16 protein-coding genes and 1 pseudogene are annotated in these 19,187 nt (G+C 39.0%); 9 read left to right on the top strand and 8 right to left on the bottom strand.

Annotated features, from left to right (window positions below; translation table 11 throughout):
* Position 1 precedes the first annotated feature (1 nt).
* The 4 genes from HUO09_RS18510 to HUO09_RS18495 are packed head-to-tail and all read left to right on the top strand — an operon-like array spanning position 2 to position 4,537.
* The gene (locus HUO09_RS18510; protein WP_188234960.1) at positions 2-298 is read left to right on the top strand and encodes an MSMEG_0570 family nitrogen starvation response protein; all 297 of its coding nucleotides are present in this window, start codon (positions 2-4) and stop codon (positions 296-298) included.
* 29 nt (positions 299-327) lie between these two features.
* Complete coding sequence (locus HUO09_RS18505) at positions 328-1,608, top strand: MSMEG_0569 family flavin-dependent oxidoreductase (RefSeq protein WP_188234959.1); 1,281 nt, start codon at positions 328-330, stop codon at positions 1,606-1,608.
* A gap of 2 nt (positions 1,609-1,610) precedes the next feature.
* Positions 1,611-2,456 carry a Pnap_2097 family protein gene (locus HUO09_RS18500; RefSeq protein ID WP_188234958.1) on the top strand — a complete coding sequence of 282 codons (846 nt, stop codon included), beginning with the start codon at positions 1,611-1,613 and terminating at the stop codon, positions 2,454-2,456.
* An 11-nt stretch (positions 2,457-2,467) separates the two neighbouring features.
* Positions 2,468-4,537 (top strand): methylmalonyl-CoA mutase family protein, encoded by a 2,070-nt coding sequence (locus tag HUO09_RS18495; protein WP_188234957.1) that lies wholly within the window; start codon positions 2,468-2,470, stop codon positions 4,535-4,537.
* A gap of 652 nt (positions 4,538-5,189) precedes the next feature.
* Here the strand turns inward: HUO09_RS18495 and HUO09_RS18490 are convergent.
* From HUO09_RS18490 to HUO09_RS18465, 6 genes are all read right to left on the bottom strand, one after another.
* Positions 5,190-6,038 (bottom strand): MerR family transcriptional regulator, encoded by an 849-nt coding sequence (locus HUO09_RS18490; RefSeq protein ID WP_188234956.1) that lies wholly within the window; start codon positions 6,036-6,038, stop codon positions 5,190-5,192.
* A 76-nt stretch (positions 6,039-6,114) separates the two neighbouring features.
* The gene (locus HUO09_RS18485; protein ID WP_188234955.1) at positions 6,115-6,411 is read right to left on the bottom strand and encodes a hypothetical protein; all 297 of its coding nucleotides are present in this window, start codon (positions 6,409-6,411) and stop codon (positions 6,115-6,117) included.
* A gap of 197 nt (positions 6,412-6,608) precedes the next feature.
* Positions 6,609-7,124: a hypothetical protein gene (locus HUO09_RS18480; RefSeq protein WP_188234954.1), complete on the bottom strand. Its 516-nt coding sequence runs from the start codon at positions 7,122-7,124 to the stop codon at positions 6,609-6,611.
* Between the two features lie 381 nt (positions 7,125-7,505).
* Positions 7,506-9,491 (bottom strand): amidase, encoded by a 1,986-nt coding sequence (locus HUO09_RS18475; RefSeq protein WP_188234953.1) that lies wholly within the window; start codon positions 9,489-9,491, stop codon positions 7,506-7,508.
* A gap of 17 nt (positions 9,492-9,508) precedes the next feature.
* Entirely contained in the window at positions 9,509-10,504 is a 996-nt protein-coding gene (locus HUO09_RS18470) for a dimethylarginine dimethylaminohydrolase family protein (RefSeq protein WP_188234952.1), read from the bottom strand.
* An 18-nt stretch (positions 10,505-10,522) separates the two neighbouring features.
* Complete coding sequence (locus tag HUO09_RS18465) at positions 10,523-11,842, bottom strand: APC family permease (protein ID WP_188234951.1); 1,320 nt, start codon at positions 11,840-11,842, stop codon at positions 10,523-10,525.
* A 291-nt stretch (positions 11,843-12,133) separates the two neighbouring features.
* Between HUO09_RS18465 and HUO09_RS18460 the strand changes: the two genes are divergently transcribed.
* Positions 12,134-13,273 carry a hypothetical protein gene (locus HUO09_RS18460; protein WP_188234950.1) on the top strand — a complete coding sequence of 380 codons (1,140 nt, stop codon included), beginning with the start codon at positions 12,134-12,136 and terminating at the stop codon, positions 13,271-13,273.
* A gap of 70 nt (positions 13,274-13,343) precedes the next feature.
* On the opposite strand, the gene HUO09_RS18455 is transcribed toward HUO09_RS18460, so the two are convergent.
* Positions 13,344-14,696, bottom strand: a complete 1,353-nt coding sequence (locus tag HUO09_RS18455) for a serine hydrolase (RefSeq protein WP_188234949.1) — start codon at positions 14,694-14,696, stop codon at positions 13,344-13,346.
* A 186-nt stretch (positions 14,697-14,882) separates the two neighbouring features.
* Between HUO09_RS18455 and HUO09_RS22620 the strand changes: the two are divergent.
* A pseudogene (locus HUO09_RS22620) lies at positions 14,883-15,112 on the top strand (DUF3820 family protein).
* Positions 15,113-15,686: 574 nt separating this feature from the next.
* Here the strand turns inward: HUO09_RS22620 and HUO09_RS18445 are convergent.
* Complete coding sequence (locus tag HUO09_RS18445) at positions 15,687-16,436, bottom strand: 5'-methylthioadenosine/adenosylhomocysteine nucleosidase (RefSeq protein WP_188234948.1); 750 nt, start codon at positions 16,434-16,436, stop codon at positions 15,687-15,689.
* Positions 16,437-16,898: 462 nt separating this feature from the next.
* Here HUO09_RS18445 and HUO09_RS18435 point away from each other — a divergent pair, with 462 nt between their 5' ends.
* From HUO09_RS18435 to HUO09_RS18425, 3 genes are all read left to right on the top strand, one after another.
* Complete coding sequence (locus HUO09_RS18435) at positions 16,899-17,546, top strand: HD domain-containing protein (protein WP_188234947.1); 648 nt, start codon at positions 16,899-16,901, stop codon at positions 17,544-17,546.
* Positions 17,547-17,837: 291 nt separating this feature from the next.
* Positions 17,838-18,287 (top strand): hypothetical protein, encoded by a 450-nt coding sequence (locus HUO09_RS18430; RefSeq protein WP_188234946.1) that lies wholly within the window; start codon positions 17,838-17,840, stop codon positions 18,285-18,287.
* Between the two features lie 168 nt (positions 18,288-18,455).
* Positions 18,456-18,923 carry a hypothetical protein gene (locus HUO09_RS18425; protein WP_188234945.1) on the top strand — a complete coding sequence of 156 codons (468 nt, stop codon included), beginning with the start codon at positions 18,456-18,458 and terminating at the stop codon, positions 18,921-18,923.
* Positions 18,924-19,187 lie beyond the last annotated feature (264 nt).

The following is a 19,187-nucleotide window of genomic DNA, read 5'->3' as shown; positions in this document are numbered from 1 at the left end:
AATGCCAGCAACACGATTTGAAGTGGTATGGCCCAATGGTGAAACTGAAATTTGCTATTCACCATCGACGTCCATTACCGAATATCTGGAAATCAATCATCCCTACACAGTAGAGAAGTTTCGTGAGCAGTGTGAAGCTGCACTTAATCTCGCCAGTGAACGAGTAAAAGAAAAATATGGATTTTATTGTTCCAGTGCGATGGATCAATTAAGTCAAATTCAGCAACGATGTAAGACATTAGGCAAAGAGAATACCGAAAGCGGTAAAGTTCTCGTAACGCGTTTTATACAGGAATAAATATTCTCAAGGATAGCGAGGAAATAGATATGAACATCGAAATGACGAAGTCACATTACAACACCATTATTGTGGGTGGTGGTCAGGCAGGGTTGTCAGTCAGCCACTATTTACAACAGGAAAATATCGATCATCTGGTATTGGAAAAGCGCACTGTTATGCACAGCTGGAAAAATGAGCGCTGGGACTCTTTTACATTAGTTACACCAAACTGGCAGTGTTTATTGCCTAATCATCCTTATGATGGTGATGATCCGAAAGGTTTTATGAAGCGCACGGAGATCATTGACTATCTTGATCGTTTTGCCGCAAAAGTAAATGCACCTGTCATTGAGGGTATTAAAGTCGAACGTATTACACGTCGCGCTGAAGGTGGATATTGCGTAACAACATCAGAAAAAGAGTTTACTTGTGATCAAGTTGTCGTGTCCTCTGGCGGTTATCATCAACCCATTATTCCGCGTATGGCTGAGCGATTACCCGAGTCTATTGTCCAAATTCATTCGGCACAATACAAAAACGCCTCTCAATTGCCGGATGGAGCTGTACTCGTTGTGGGGTGTGGTCAGTCAGGAGCGCAAATTGCAGAAGATTTGCACCTCGAAGGTAAGAAGGTCTTCCTTGCAACAGGTGATGCTCCTCGTTGTGCTCGTTTTTATCGTGGCAAAGATGTTGTGGAATGGCTGGAAGAAATGGACTACTACAAAATGTCCGTCGACAAACATCCACTGCGTGAAGGTGTGCGTGATAACACCAACCACTATGTAACCGGACGTGATGGAGGACGTGATATTGATTTGCGTAAATTCGCCACTGAAGGTATGGAGCTGTTTGGTCATTTACTCGATTACGATAAAGGCGAGCTTAAGTTTGCTCCTAATCTTGCTCGTAACCTCCAACATGCTGATGACGTTTATAACAACATCAATCAGAGAATAGATGCTTATATTGAGCAAAATAATATTGAGGCTCCGGCTGGTGGACTTTATGAACCAGTATGGGCGCCTGAAGAAGAACGCGAAATTTATTCGCTAGAAACTTCAGGTATCACCTCTGTTATCTGGTGTATTGGTTTCACGCCAGATTTTGCGTGGTTAGATGCACCTGTATTTAATGGTCGTGGTAACCCTATACATACCCGTGGTGTTACTGCTGTTGATGGGCTTTATTTTGTCGGTTTACCTTGGCTTTATACATGGGGCTCGGGTCGATTCTCAGGTATTGACCAAGATGCGAAATATCTGAGTCAAAAAATATCAGAATATACGGCTTCAGCTTTGGATGCCCAAAAGCAAAAAGAGGTAGCTTAGCTATGAAGCAAGGGAGAGCTGCTGCGAGATATTCGAACACTTATTTACTAAGCATGCCTCAGCTCTCCCTTGTAGGGCTGAGTGAACATTGGTTACTTAAACAATGCGGTCATCATCATTGGATGGCATTAGCAGAAGTCATGGGATTGTCTTTTCCTGAATTTAAGGATGAGTCAGGAACAAAGATTTACCCCGCTTTTCTTTGTGTATCGAGTGAGTCTCTTGCTCTGAATGAGCTCAAAGAAAATGATGTTATTACACTAGAAACCGAGCTGTTTGTAATATCAAAAACCCGAACCTACTCCAGAACCAGAATATCAATGGCTGATTCAATTATGGGCGAGGTTTCACTGCTTTCCTCGTTTGTTTGCCGTCAAGAAGAGGGCAATAACCAGAGTGTTGCCAGAGCCAATCTCGCCAAAGATTTGAAAATTTCTGTAACGAATGAATCCGATCATATTCTCAGTGCTTTTCATATGGCTCGAAGTTACAGCAATACTTCAGCTGAACCTCTTGTGTTTAAGTACATACCTTGCCCTTATACAGATTTTAATGGGGCTGACTTTTTGTATTTCGCGACGTTTCAGGCAATTGCTGATCGAAGTGAAAAAAATGTTCTGGAGCAAGGATTGTGGAGCACCACAAGCAGAACAATTTCCTATTTTGGCAATGTGAATCTGGGTGATCGGATTTTGGTAACGAGTATGGCGAGTGACGTTCGTGACGGGAAGTTTGCGCGTTATCGACTGGTTATGCAAAGACAGTCAGATATGAAAAATATCGCCATTGTGGAAGTTGAAAAGCAGCGCGTAAATCACCCGTCAGAAAGAAACTTTATACGCTTATAAGGATAGATGTCATGGATGATAGCAACCTAAAGTTTAAAGGATTTTATCAAGAACTCACGGATGAATCGTATTCCTGGTTGGATAATTCCGGTATGCCACCTTTTGTCAGGGGTATTCATGAATCTATGTATCAGAAAAAGAAGTGGACCATACGTCAGTATTCCGGATTTAACAGCGCCGAAGAAACGAATCATCACTTTAAAAATATGCTTCAGAAAGGTCAGACAGGTCTGTCTGTTGCTTTTGACCTACCGACTCACTTAGGGTTTGACTCTTCATCACTAAATGCAAAAGGAGAGGTCGGAAAAACCGGTGTAGCGATAGATACAGTGGAAGATATGAAAGTTCTGTTTAGTGGTATTGATCTTTCCGAAGTCTCGGTGTCCATGACGATGAATGGCGCTGTTTTACCTATTCTCTGCTGCTATATTGTGACTGCTGAGGAAATGGGGGTTAGCCCACAAGCGTTAAACGGCACGATTCAAAACGATATTCTTAAAGAATTTGCGGTCAGAAATACCTACATAGAATCACCAGAAAAATCAATGCGAATCGTGGGGGATATTGTTGAATACTGCCAACAAAACATGCCGAAGTATAATAGTATGTCGATATCTGGTTACCATTTTCAGGAAGCCGGTGCGTCACCGGAACTAGAGCTCGCTTTGACTCTGATGAACGCCAGAGAATATCTCAACGAATTCAGCCAGCGTGGTATTAATGTTGAGCTGGTGGCCAAGCGGTTAAGTTTTTTCTTTTGTCTTGGAATGGACTTTTTCAAAGAAATCGCCAAGTTAAGAGCGGCAAGATATTTGTGGAATGAACTGCTGTTATCTCATGGAATTGAAGACAGCTCGGTTCGTAAAATGAAAATTCATTGCCAGACATCAGGGATTTCACTCACAGAAGAGTCGCCGTTAAACAATATCGTCCGTACAACTATTGAAGCTATGGCTGGTGTCTTTGGTGGTACACAGTCATTACATACTAACAGTTTTGATGAAGCAATTTCGTTGCCGTCTCAAGCCGCTGCAGAGGTCGCACTGAATACACAGAAAATTCTCCAACAAGAAACAGGAATCGCTGATGTTGTCGACCCATGGGGAGGTTCTTACATGATGGAGACTGCGACAACCGATATGATTACGTATGTTCAGAAGTTGATGAGTGAGTTATCAGCCCAAGGCACGATGACGGAACTGTGTGCCAATGGCACTATTTCTAATTTGATTCATCAGCATGCTGTACAAAGTGAAGTGAACAGGCGCAACCCGAGTCTTGTATCAAGCGAACAGCAAAATTCTGTTTCCACTTTGACTCAACCTTCACCTACAGGCGACGAATTGTGGCGAAGCCAGCAACGCAAATTGTCAGTGATTAAATTAAAAAGAAATTCTGTGCGTGTGGAACAGGCATTAATGAATATTAAATTTGCTGTTCAACATCAACAAAACCTGATGGAACCCGTGCTTGAGGCAGTAAGAGCAAGAGCCACAATTCAGGAATGCACCGACGCCATACTGAATAGTGAGCCTCGTTATCGAAAAGAGGATGAAATCTGTTCGGGATATCTTTCATCTTTCAATACAGATCAAGTTCGTGAACGAGTCGTTGGTTTGACGCATCAGTTAGGAAGGCAGCCGCGTATTTTGATAAGTAAAGCGGGTATGGATGGACATGACCGTGGCGCCAAATTGGTTGCTTCACTGTTTATTGATATCGGGTTTGATGTTGATTACTTACCTGTGTTCACGACGACGGAGGAGATAAAAGACAAGCTAATGACAAGACAATATGATGTTTTCGGTTTATCAATATTGTCTAACTCTCACTTTTCTTTCGTCGATGAACTAGCGAATTTTATTCCTGAAAATACACTTTGGTTACTTGGCGGTATTATTCCTGAATCAGATAAAAAAGCGCTTACTGAACAGGGAGTTGACTTGGTTTTTACCCCTAAAGATGAGTTGGGTGAAATGATCATTAAAGTATTGAAAGTTATGGAAAGAAATTTGGGCTCTGATGTTCGATGTATTATTAATTCGTGTCGAACCGATAAACAATTCAAAATCATCAGATAAACCGGTCATAATCGACGGGTTAGCATAATTGAGCTAACTAGATTGAAGGTTTAACGTGGAAAGAAAGGTATCCAATAACTGAGCGATAATCGGTTTAATTGCATACACTTTGCTGGTTGGTTGTAGTCCCTGACTGCTACGGACAAACAATAGGTAACGTTCTGGTAGGGACTTTTCACGAGGTTTAACTAATCTGAAACTTTCATGTTAGTTGACAGCCTCTAAGACATTTTTGCTCCATTCGAAGTTACGCATAGCTGGTTTATTATTCTAATGAGCAGTAATTTGACGTACTTTTGGTCATACTAGAAGTGGCTACTATACTGATGGTTATTCAAAGTCTTGGCTACCCACTGTAACAATGAACGATGAGAATAAGCGCAAATCAACCTTACGGTGAGTTAACTGAATCAGTCACTTTACTCATCTTAACCAAAGCCGATTGATATCAAGGCATTAAAGAGCCTGGCCGCAGAAATTCAAAAGCAGCAAAGTAAGAGGCAAAAAGCGAAGCCATCATCACTCGCTTCTTTATAAAAATTGATCCCCATTCCACTGTGCCATCAAAAGATGGCACAAGTTCAATTCAGATTTTAGCTCGTATGAGGTTGATAGGTAATTAATCGTCTGACAAAAGAAAAAAAGGAATCTTTTAATCTTGAATTTGAACTTGAATTTCATATATAGCTTCATCTGCCAAATTGGTGATGGAAGTGTCTATTTGAATAATGTTCCAAGATCTATTATCAATAGTTTCTAACCTATTGATTTTACAAAAAGACAGTAGACTATTCAGTGCATTCAAGCTTGCATATCTATTCAGCCCCGCATAAGTTGTACACACATAAGTCCCTTGTGGTATCTCTTGACAGGTTTCATCTGATGCTTCGTCCGCCAGAAGAAATACTGTTGCCAAGTCAGTCGGTAAAACATCATCACGATTCAATTTGCCACCATGGCAAAATGTTGTCATATGACCGATTCGTTGATTAGCAATTAAAGGGATTTTCTCGTTCACTTGCTGCTCCAACGACAGAATACTGTAAGAGAGTTCGACTTCGTTACCCATATTAATAGGTTTTTCTGATTGGAAATACAACCGCTTATCAAATGACTTTATAACAACATGATTTTCTCTGTACTGAGTGTGAAACTGTTCAATATTTAAAATTCTCTCATTTAATATGTCATGCTTTTTCTTTAAGCTCGCGATTTCTTCTTCCAGTTTCAAAGAATGTTCTTTTAACAGTGATATCGATTTCTTAGCATTTCTGTCATCCATATACGCTTTAATATTCTCAACAGAAAGCCCGATATCTCTTAGTTCAATGATAGTACCTAACACTTCATATTGAGTAATGGAGTAGTATCGATATCCCGTTTTATCATTGACACAAGTGGGTTTAAATAAGTCAATTTTATCATAATACCTTAATGTATCGATCGAAATATGACGCAATTTAGATAGTTGGCTTATCGTCAGAAGTTGATTATCTTTCATATGTACACTCTAGTACTTTATCAATGACGACCTCCTTAACCGGTTTTCCTCTAACTAAGGAGGTCATGCCTTGTAATTAAATATTAGTATTTGTAAAGCATATATAGTTCAACGCTGCTAAAAGAGCTGTCTTCGTTAGCAAAGGCTCTTTTGCTGCGCTATCTGGATTCAACTGATTGTATGACAGTGAAACGTACCACTGGGGTCTCGGAGTCCAATCCAACTCATCACCAAATGATTTACTCTGCAACGAGTGCCCTTGATTATTGGCTTTATCAGGATAAAAACGGTAGTAAAGTGAGCCAAGAGTCACGTTTGGAGTCAGGGATACTTTGGCTGAAATATGATGTATATTTTCGTTACTATTGTTCATCAAATAGTTACCCGTTACATCACCAATTAGCCAAACTCCCCAGTTTATAAGTCTTTTAGTAAGTGATCCCCACGAACTCTGAGTTGAATCAGCACTATCATCACCAGAAAAATGACCGTAGCGATATGATAAAACTCGGTTTAAGGGCAAGTCAAACTTATACTTTCCCTCTGTATACCATGCATTTGCATCATACTCTACACCATAGCCACTTCCTGTTTGAATCGCGTATTCACCGCTAAATGATAGTGCTGGTAAAAAGTCAAAATATGCATTATAAAAACGGTCGTTTTATACCTGCATACTTTTGCGTGTAGCTGATTAACTGTAAGTCCTTCTATATCGAACACCTCAAATGCCGACAAACCAATATTGGTATTACTTTCAGTGTAATAATCATAGTTTGCCCCGGTAAGACGATTATTCATTGAATCATCGTCTGTATTAAGAGAAAAAATCTGGGTAGCCATTGTTTGTTTTTCCCAACTGAATATTACTGATTTCTGAAAGGCAGTCCGAGGTTCTAAGAAGAATTCAGCATCTGAACCAACATCACTGTTACTATCCATAACAATAAAGCCGCTGCTTATCAAATAGTCCATATTACCGAATTTAAGAGTCCAATCGTTGTATTTTACCCCAACATTAAACTCCCTCAAGATCAGTATGCTCAGCATCTCCCCCAGTGAAGCCACCAGCGTCACCATCGCCAAATGAGCTTCCCATTAAAAGTTGTGTTTCAGGTGTCAATGTATATTGAAGGTTGAGAGATGGCTTAACAAAAAGCTCTGCCACGTTATATCTTCTTTGCCATCTATGCCTAAACCAAAATAAACATTTTTAGATGTAACAGTAGAAGCCCCAATACCAAGATTAATCTCACCCGATAATTCATATTTTTCAAATAGATATCCAGCACTTGATAAACTGGGATACCTTAATATAAGAAATGAAGCAGTAGATATTAATAAATTTCTATATTTACTTATATATAATATATTTGATGTAAAACATACTCCAAGAATAAATTATAAATTAATGTTTAGGATTGAGTCTGTAATTGAAATATTTTAGTTAACTATTGCAGATATTAATCAAACATCTATTTCAATGTGTTTTACTTTTGTGGAACCATCATTATTTTTTACTAAAATAATAACCTTTAACGTTCTAGGTATTACTGGAGAGTGTCGATATACACATGCCAATGGTATTTGTCCATGCCATTTTAATTTGTCAAAATACTCTGTATTAATCTTTATACCGTTAACCGTTGCATGAATATCACAGTTTGGCTCTGTGACAACTTCAACTTCCAAGTTCACTCCCCGAATTTCCGTTGAAGCTTCAAAAACAATATTCTCGACCTTACGCTCTGTTGGCTTCAAATAACTTTCCTTTCTTACAACCTGTTCACCTTCAAGCGGCGGCGTCCGGGTTCCAGGTATACGGTAATTAGTTGCCTGTTCATAAGCATAAGCATAAGAGATTAACGAAAGATCGGTATATGCTGGCCCGATAAAAGTTGTGTTTACTGGCATTTGAGTATCTTCCATCATCCCCATACATACTGATACACTTGGTATCCCCAAATGACGTAACATATGGTTCGTATTGGAGAAGAAATTGCCATTTTTCCAAGCAGTATCATAAGCTTCATCATTGATATCGGCATTAGACTGGCCGATGTCACAATTGGCTGGAAAGGCTAAAAAGTCGATATTTTGCCCACTTAACCAATTTTCAAACCCAACTTTACGAGCTTCCTCCAGACCTAGTAATGCTTGGTTATAATTTGGCAGCGAATCCAGAGCCTTGCACCCTTGTTTAATCACATCAATATTTTCTCTGTAACGTGCATTATTGTTACCACGTCTATCATCTACAGAGCCAAGCGGATTTGGAAAAACAGTATCAGGGTCTATGCATTCCCAACTCTTATAATTCGGGTCATTCACGTATTGCAAAAAGGCTTCTAGGGCATAGGGGTTAAAGTAATCCCACTCTTGTTCCATCCATCCTTCTGGCAACCAGCCAATTCCAACAAATGATTTCAGAAAAATAGGGTCGGTTTCATAAAGATCCATCAAAGGAAACTCTAAGTCCACAACCTCGGCTCCCAGACTGGTTAACGCATGACGTGTACGTTCCCATAACGCCAGAATGGAAGGACGAATGTTAATTTTGCTTTGCTCTCTTTTATCCTGACCAATATAGATTTTTGGTACTCCAATACGCTTTCCCTGCAAAGAATCTGTACTTTTTAAAGCGTTGAAATCTTCCGCTCTGAAGTCTGATGGATTAGGTAGTTCCACCACTTTTTGATCTCGCCAGAAATCACATTGTGTGTCTTCATCTTCTTTCATAATGACGTCGAGCACTGTCAATAGGTCACTGACAGTGCGCGTATGAGGTACCACGACATCACGAGTTGGGAATAGAGGCCAGTTGCCTCGAATAGACAACAATCCTCGAGAAGGTGTATATGCTACCAATCCATTATTAGATGCTGGAGAGCGACCAGAAGAGACCGTTTCTTCTGCCATACCAAACACCGCAAAATTTGCAGCTGTAGATGTACCGGAACCGTTGGAGGAGCCAGAAAACCAGGCGGCCGGAAGATATTCAGCGTTGTAAGGGCTTTCTGCTCTCCCATAAAGCCCTCTTTGCATCCCACCAGCCGCCATTGGGGGCATATTCGTTTTCCCCAAAAGAATCCCGCCAGATTGACGAATAACATCAACCATAAAGGAGTCTCTATCTGCTGTTAAGTGAGCAAATGCAGGTGAGCCATTAGAAACCGTCATTCCTTTCACCATATAACTGTCTTTAACAGTAAACGGAATACCATGCAGCGGTCCCAGCACTATGCCTTTAGCTCGTAAATCATCCATACGCTGCGCTTCTGTCAATGCATCAGAACATAGCAAGGGTATCGAATTAAGACACAGGGTATTTTGATCATAAAAGTAGATTCGATTCAGATACATCGTTGTCAGTTCAACACTGGTAATAACTCCATCTGATAAAGCTTGATTTATGTATTCAATGCTGGCTTCTTCTAACTTAAAAACATCCATTTCTAAATCCCCTTCATTTATTCGTAACTGTTACTGCGTAGCAAAGGTTGGGTACTACATCGAAATGAACCACCAAAGCAGCGAGTAATTGAAAAATCGACAGTTTCTACATGCACACCATAAGTAGATAGCCTATTGCCAATAGTCTCAAATACCGGATCGATCACATAAACATCTTCATTAATAGGTAAGCCATTCGCAGCTAAATACGCACATTCAGATTGTGCTAAAGAAATACGATCCCATCCCTTCAAAATGTCAGGAAGACCATTTAAAAATGCCGATTCACACACAATCATCAATCCAGGTCTTGCAAGACTAAGAGCGCAATCAAGGTGAAGAATATCCGGTTTCAGTGGGACATATTCAACTGTATAGCCGTAAGGAGAAAGAAGCTTTTTCAGCCAACGCATCCCGTTTTTATTAGAAGCTAGGCCGGATGATCCTACTAAAACATGCTTGCCTAAAACGATAACATCACCGCCTTCTAAATAAGGACCGTTGCCAAAAGTCGTGTCGTCCTTGTCAAATAGTTCCGGTTGTGGCACAGCTAAATACTGGCAATCCGCAGCCATAACATGTTGGTTTACAATCGGGCGAACAGGCAAAACTTCCTGACGGCGATGCATAAAGCGCATAGAGCCTTCGATTACAAAGTCTCCGACAGTAAAGATGGGATCACGAACAAAAAAATTGCTATAGCCTTTATCACCAGTGCTTTTTTTCTCTGTGGCGGTTAGTGCCCTCGGTTCTAAAACTTCAACACCGTATCGTATAAGAAGCGATTTAAAATTCTCTCTTTCAGCCAACCATTTTTCGTGACGCTCTGGAAATAATTCACTATGGTCTCCACCCTTTACGTTTTTAAACAAGTTACGGGCATCTTCAGGTAAAAAATCCAGTTCTTCTGCAGATAAAGCCTGAGATGGGAAACCAAATTCTGAACGAGCCAAAATAACTCGCTTCAAAGGTGCAAATTCACTTTCAACAAAGATCTTATTGTGATTAGACATTCTCGTTCCTTACTACAATTAAATATTATCGACCATGTCAAAAGATTTATTCTTCGGAGATACAAGGAGATAAGTTCCTCCTATTGTTAACCAGGCTATTCCTAATAAAGTTGCATCCATACCTAGAGCAAACAAAAGGAAAGCATTAATCAGGCAGCCGGCAATAGGCAAAACAACATTTTTAAACCAGCCTCCTTGTTTTTTCTGAATAAAGAAAAATACGAAGACAGAAAAGTTAACAAATAGAAAGCTGAACACCACGCCAAAACTGATCAAATGAGTCGCAAATGTCAGCGTCATAAAGATGGAAGACAAACCTAATAAGCAAATTAAAACGATATTAAATACTGGGGTTCTAAAACGCTTAGACAGATAACCGAATCCCTTTTGGGGTAATACACCATCTTTGCCCATTGAGTAGAGAATTCGGGCAGCACTACTACAAGATGCCGTTGCAGATGCTGTTGTACCAAGAACCGTTAAAATCATAAACGCAGAAACTAGAAAAGAGGAACCTGCTCGTGCCATGACTTCCATAGAGGCTGTGTCTGGGTTTTGGAAAACGGTAGAGTCGGGAATCAGTAATTGCATAAAGTAAGCGCATACAGCGAACACCATAGTACCAAAACTAACAATGCTATAAATCGCTTTCGGTATTGCCTGCTCAGGGGATCGGGTTTCCTCTGCTAACGTTGTAATCGCATCGAACCCCAAGAAAGAGAAAAACAAAATAGGTACCGCGCCAAGAACTAAGTTTGGGATAGATACAGATTCGTCATAGAACGGTAGTGCTGAAAAGAGAGCTTGTGTACCTTGCTCTGCGCTTATAGTATCCGTAGCAAAAGCAACAAACGTAATAATAAAAGCGATTTGAAGTGCAACAATTACTGTTCCATAGTTGGCAGCCATCTTTACACCCAGAATATTAATAGTTGCAACAACCAGAAGAAAACCAATAATAAACACAGTATTCGAAACCTCTGGAAAGTATGCATTCATAAAGAGGCCAAATATTAAGGAGCTAATCATTGGACTTAATAAATAATCAAGCAAAATTGACCAACCAACGATAAAACCAGCTTTACTTCCCAGAACTTCTTTAACGTAAATAAATGCTGAACCAGAAGATGGGAACTGCTTTGCCATTCGAGCATACGAGTACGCTGAGAAAAACACTAGAATACTAGTAATAACATAGCCTGCAGCCACCATCCCTCCACTCGTGATCGCCGCAATTCCATATGTGGCAAAGACAGTGGCCGGGGCCATAAAAGAAAGACCAAAAAGAATCAAATCTCGTAAAGAGAGGACTCTTTTAAATGATGAGTTATTATCCATAATCTACTCCAATATTAATTTTCAGTTTTATTTCTAAACTATGGAGCGACTCAAGAGTCAAACAAAAATACCAAAAAACTTTATTTTAATTGTCACAGATTCCATTATGCACCAAATAAAAACAAACGCACCAAATTGACAACCAAAATTAGTGCAATAAAGCTGCATGTTAAAATAAAAAATAATTAACTCTTGATTTTTTCAAAACTTTATTAAAACCTATTAGAATCTATTGAAAAATAGTTTCATTTCATAACTCCATTTATTTTTAATTTTACGGAGATTAAAATTTTGCAAGCCAAACGTGACAATGAATTATTTTCCAGATTATATCGCTCTACAGAATCATATCAGGGTTGGGTAAAATCATTGGACGAAATTCGTACCCGTCTTGAAGCGGAAAGCGTTGCTCTACAAGTATTTAAAAATACTGAAGACGGTAGAACTGAACTAAAGTGGAGTTGGAGAGATACATTCTCGGAGCAAAGAGCTTCAATCCATGACAAATGGGTGAATAATTCAGATAATCCACGGCTAGACATCAATACTCGCTCAGACATACAGGTATATCGTGATGAAGAGGTTTTTTCAGCGGACTCCCCACATTTTCTGAAATTTAAAGAGCGTCTAAAACACGCTGGTTTAGGCTATGCCATTACGCTGGAAGTAAAACTTGCGCAAGATCTCTCCTCAGCATTGATCATTCACACCAGAGGATTTAGCGATCATTTGTTGTCAAAGGATACCGAAAACTTTCTTTATATGCTCGCTCCACATCTTACTCAATCTATTAAACTTTTCGAAAATATTTGTCATCTGACATACAAAAATGAACAACTGCGTGGCATTGCTAATCAATTGAGTATGGGAGTATTGATACTTAGCACCAAACAACGCTTAATCTGGGCGAATTCGACGTTACAACTCGAACTATCAGCAAGGAATCTGATTTCACTTAATAATGACAAATTAGAGTTTAAAAACAGAACTGATCAGCAGGTATTCTATCGGTGTGTCAATGATGCATTATCTATGAAACCGTCAGCAAGTCGTCAGCTAGGGATATTAAATTCGTATGGTATTAAACCGATTCAAATAGGTGTGATGCGAATGACATTAAATAACCATTTAATTCGACAATTTGGGGCAAACGAAGATTGTGTCATTGTATTTTTCAGCCCTCCGACGTGCCATGAGTTATCATATGCTGAGATACAAACCCTCTTTGGTTTAACTCAGGCTGAGGCTCATTTGGCAATTGCTATAGCAAAAGGACAATCTCTTAATGACTACGCTCATCATAAAGGCATCACTGTAGGTACTGTACGAACACAGCTGAAAAGCATATTTCAAAAAATGGGGATTAACAGACAACCAGAATTAACTAACCAGCTTGTGTCCTCTATCCCCTCAAATCTATTACCAATCTGATTGATAAAATGGAACTAAGTTTGCCTTACATAACAATAAAGGGGGCACCTATTCGTACCTACAGACTCTATCAGAGTGAACCTTCATCGACTGTCCATTTAGAAACAGCCTTAAGAAATAATTCCGTTTCCTTTTCTATATCATCCATTTCTTCAGTGGGACAATAGCTAAGTTTCACAATAACTGTATTAGTATCGGGATCGATGAAAACGAATTGTCCCAGTATACCCACAGCAGCAAAACTGTTGGTTCCGCTAAATGTCCACCACTGATAACCATATCCACCGGTTTCAGGATGCTCTGGTAAAAAAGATTGAGTTGCCTTTTCCAGATAGTCGCTGCTTATGAACTTATGGCCGTTAAATTCCCCTTTATTTAGTATCATTTGTCCAAACCTAGCCCAATCTCGAAGAATGGCATTAAAGCCAGCGCCAGTAAACTCTCGACCAACTTCAGGGGTTCCATCCATGATAAAAAAGCCATTTTGTTCTGCACCCAGAGGCTCCCATAATTTTTGAGCCATATATGAGGATACGTTTGAACCATCTAAGACTTTCTCTAATAACCACCCAAGTACCGCAGTATCGATGGTTTTATATTCAGATACTTTACCGGGCTCATATTTTTTCTTAATATCTACAGCTGCATCAGCAAAACGGCTAACATTTTTGATTATTGCTTTAATGTGATTCGTCGCAGCAAGACCGGGATTATCAAAATCATAGCGCTCTTCATATGCAACACCAGAAGTCATAGATAAAATATGGCGAATACTTACATCGTTATACGCACCATTTTTCAACTCGGGAATATAATTCACAATTGGATCATCCAAAGAGTGAATACGACCTTCTTCATAGGCCATACCAATTAATGTAGAGACAATCGATTTTGTCATTGACCAGCCCATATGACAGGTATCAGGCGTCATATTGTTAAGGTAGTTCTCATAAACAATCACACCATTTTTCATCACGAGCAGAGCATTTGTATATGTTCTGTCCAGAAAGTCTTCCGTTGTATAGGTCTCCCCCTTAAATTGGTATGAAACAACCATGGGACTTTGTGACTTTGGCAATTCAGAGACAACGCCGCTGCGAGCAACCAGACGAGTTGTGAATAGTGTCTCCATACTACGAAGCGTTAAGCTGTTAACATTTTTATCCAACATCGACCAACGGAGGTTCTGTAACGCAACAGAAACTTCAGATTCAGGACCAATATTGGAAAAACATCGGTTTACGATGTTTGTGCCACTACTGTGTGAAATATGGTTATTAGTCTTGTCTGCTTGCTTTGTCAGAGTAGTATTCATATAAATCCCTTTTTTATCTAATTTAAAAGGAGCTGGTTTAATTCCCTTTAGCACTCCTATTCCAATTAAATTATCTTCTCGATAAAAAAAAGATTTGTCATATCCCATATGGGATAAAGACTATAAAAATTTAATGGAAGACTCTCTGAATAAGCAGTTACGAAGTCGTAAAAGGAGTTCCTGATGTCCTGATGGTGGAACAACAACAGTATTAAGTTACTACAATTTCATATCTATTCATTGTGCTCCCCAAAAGTGGGTAATGCACAAACTCACAATTGAACATAATCACCCATGTTAGAAAACGAGAACTTACTTAAACTTGCCAGAATGAAAATGCCTTTTGGCAAATCTTATGGGTGTTTTCTTATCGACCTTCCTGAAGAGTATTTGCTGTGGTTTGATAAAAAAGCTGGTCAAAGGGTGAGTTAGGATAACTGCTTCAACTTTGTCTGGCGCTGAAAGTTGAAGGGGTGAATGTGGTGGTTAATACATTCAAATTTTTTAATTTTTGGGAATTCTAGTGCTTGGGCTCAAAGGAGTGAGAGCATTTTATTCTGGCTCTTGATGTGGAAATAAATGTTTCAGTAATTAGAGTTTCACATTTTGAAAACTTCCATGCCAGCTCACTACACTCACCGTGCAAAATTGCCAGATCGTTCTTAGCGTACGTTTTCGTTCCATTGGTCTTCAGCCCCCTAACACAGTAAGAAGAGTCAGTAAGAATGAACAATTGGGTTTAAATAAGTTTTTTTGGGCCTCGCTAATCACATGGTTTATGCTATTTGCCCTGATCTGGCATGCAATTACAATACTCATACTTTCCATACTTGAAGTTATTCGCGCTTTGCTAGTTTAAGCAAAAAACTATAAGAAGGTTCTGTCCAGTTGTGGTTTAACGTAATTAATCAGAGACAGAATGTGTCATTGCATTTTCAGCATTTTTACTAATTGTGGGTAACAAAGGATCGATGGGCGTAACTATCTAATTAAAGATTATGAAAAGTTCTCAATCGAAGGGGAGTGGCGTACTGCTAACTCTGGATGATGCCATCAAATTGTTATGATGGCATCGGTTTCAACCCGTTAATCTAAAGCTTATTTGAACATTTCCAATAGAATTGATACTGAGTTATGAGCAGTTGTATTTTTCATCTCATCATAAGTAAGTGATGCAGAGCCATCAGCTTTATCTGAAATAGTACGAATAACAACGTAAGGGATATTAAACTTATCAGCGACTTGTGCCAGAGCAGCCCCTTCCATCTCAACAGCTTTAGCTTGGAATTCTTGATACAAAAATGCTACTTTTTTCTTATCTGCTATAAATTGGTCACCAGAAACAATCGTTCCTGTCGTTACTTTATCTTCACCTAAAACAGAATGAGCGGCTTCCAATGCTTGATTAACAAGTGACTCAGAAGGTAAAAATTCTCGATTTTTATAACCATCGAGTAAGCCTATAGGGTTACCGAAAGCAGTTAAGTCTACATCATGTTGAATCAATGCCGTTGAAATGACTACATCCATAGGTTCTAAACCTGGAGAGCAAGCACCTGCTATTCCAGTAAATATAATTGAAGTGATATTAAATTTAGTCGCAAGTAATGTTGTAGTTAGAGCTGCATTTACTTTTCCTACACCAGATTTTGTAACTATTACTGGTTTCTTATTCAGTTCACCAATATAAAAAATATGGTTTCCAATGGTTTCGTGCTTAACATTTGTTAGTTTGGGCAGAATACCTTCAATTTCTACATCCATTGCACCAACAATTGCAATACGCTCTACAGATGCAAAGCAGCTAAAAGAAAAGAGTGTTAGCAAAAGGGCAAAAATACGAAACATAAAAAATCTCCTTATTAATTATGGAGATAATACGCTACATGTATCACTTGAGCAAACGTTTGCTTACGTGGGGCTGACTATCAGTATAGAGGTCGTATAGGTATGTTTTCATCAGAATGGAATTATTACGGATAGCATTTGCAGTCCAACACAGAAATACCCCGAAACGCTTTAGAGTAAATGAACTATGTTAAATCTCGGTTCGAACTTGCCTTACTTGAACTAATGAAAAAGGCAAAGAGTGAAAGCTGTTCTTAGAATATGTTCATCTATTCATGTTCGCTGCTTTCATCACATCCGATAAACTAACGGTATCGAAACCGTATCGGCAGAATAAATCAGCTGCTGATTTCAAAATCTTTTCGTGGCTATTGGCTTTGTGTTCCGGTAAACACGGATGTTGTGTTAAAACGTTATATACCCTAAGCCAAATTTTGAACATATCCAAGGACGAAATGATTAATGTTGAATAAGCAAATGGAAGAAAGATTATTCAGTTTTATTCGTTTAGAAATGAACCAAGATCTCGCTCATGATATTGATCATGTATTGCGTGTAGTAAAGACAGCGAAATCCTTATGCTATAAAGAACGAGCTATTGAGGAAGTCGTTATTCCTGCGGCGTATTTACATGATTGCTTTTCATTTGAGAAAAATCATCCTGAACGGAGCCAAAGTTCAGTGATAGCGGCGGAAAAAGCTGTAAGCTTTCTGAAAAGTATTTCGTATCCTTCGATGTACATTGATGATATTGCTCATGCTATTGAAGCTCACAGCTACAGTGCGAAAATTGAAGCAAGAACTCTTGAAGCTAAAATAGTTCAAGACGCTGATAGATTGGATGCACTCGGTGCGATTGGTGTATCACGGTGCTTGCAAGTGAGCTCTAAATTAAATCGCCCCTTATATTCTAGTGAAGACTCTTTTTGCTCAAATCGAATGCCAGATGATGAACGATTCACCATTGATCATTTCTATAAGAAGCTACTCAAGCTAGAAGATTCGATGAAGACTCTATCTGCTCGAGAAGAAGCGAAAAGACGAACAGCGTTCATGCGGATGTATTTAACCCAATTAGAAAATGAGGTGAGTGGAACATTCTTAAATTAAAGGGTGGCTCGCTGACTTGCTTCTGCCCCATTATCATTTCGTAAATAATTCCTGACCACTTTCTTAAGCCAGTTCTTGACCTACTTTTCTTAATGGCAGATTATGAGTCTAGTTGAGCACTCTCGACTAGACAGACATGTTCTGCAATTTGTGAGTGCAGGGAAGAATAAGACTTATAGAACAGTATGTTGCTGCTATGGCGTCTGTATTTTATGAATTATTATAAAGACAATGTGTGCTGAAAAGACACTGTTATACGAAATCATCATTTACTTAGTTAAGAGTTAACAATTGGATATCTTAGGAATTTTTAAGGACTACATATTTGCAGTCTTAATGGCGCTGTTTTTAGCTTACATTGCTTATCAACAGTTGGTAACTAACCGTCAGAAACTCAAACTTGATCTCTACAATAAGAGATTCGAGGTATATACGACTACGTTAAAGTTTTACCAAGAATTAATAGGCGATGGTGTTACCTCTGAAACTCACAAGGACTTCATCGAGAAAAAGGAAGCTGCCAAGTTCTTGTTTTCAGAAGACGCATCAATTTACGAATTGCTCAATGAACTGCACGAAAAGTCATTTAAGGTAAAAGCGTTCAAAGGGCATCGTGAAGAGATCGAGTCCAACCCTGAAATATTCGGCAAAGCGGCACAAGAGTCTCTAGAGGTAGTTAACTGGTCAGTTGAAGCAGTCAAATCTCTAAGTAGTAAATTAGAGAAATATTTAAACATGTAGCAAGTTTCGTATAACAAGGCGTTTAAGAGGGATTCTCAACGCTTGGCATTTTCGGTTTGATTGAGTTTTAGTGTTTACGGTACAAAGATTTAGGTTAGGTGGTGGCGTTGTTCAGCCCTTAACGCAGCGTTATGCGTTTATTAATTATCAAAAGGAAATTGAATTATTATGGATATATTAACGGTTGATGTGTTTTTGGGTGTTGCGTTAGGGGCGGTTACAGGTGCCGCTGGGCGTATATTTTATGATGTGATAATGAAAGCTAAATCTCTACTACCAATTTCTAACTCTAGGAAGCGCGCCCTAACCAGAACATGGACTGGCTCATTTCTAATGCCTCAGCCTGATGGTAGTGTTGAAGATGTAAAAATAACAATGGATCTTAACGTTAGTGGCAGGAATATATTAGGTTCAGGAAAGTATTCTGATACTGAATTGAAGTTTAAAGGAGGCTTCTTTCGAGATGATTATTTCTACCTTAACTATGAAAATACGAATCCAGCAATTTTCCAAAAAGGTATGATTATATTTCAATGGCCTAATAATCCTGTCGAAATAAAAGGTCAGTTCTTGGGTATTAGAAGAGCTGTAAATGAAATCGCTTCAGGTCAAATAGAACTGAGCTTAAATGCATAACACATGTGAGCCTTCTTACTGTCAATAGGCGAAGTTAACTATTTGGCTGTAAAAACAACAAATTCATTTACTTCGTCTGTAGCATAGCCGTTAAACCATCGTTTACAGCAAACACTTATAGAGCGTTTTCGCATTCTATTAGCGATAGGTCAATTATTCCGTTAAATGCTAATTTAGCAGTGCATGTAACACTGAATTGTCCATAAACGAGCCTGTGTTCGACGCTGACTCTTGCTTTTTATACAAAAAGGCCAGCACCGAAGT

It is taken from the genome of Vibrio sp. Y2-5, from assembly GCF_014596725.1.
Lineage (GTDB): Bacteria > Pseudomonadota > Gammaproteobacteria > Enterobacterales > Vibrionaceae > Vibrio.
The sequence above is the reverse complement of the archived record's forward strand: the minus strand, read 5'-3'. Positions and strand labels throughout refer to the sequence as shown.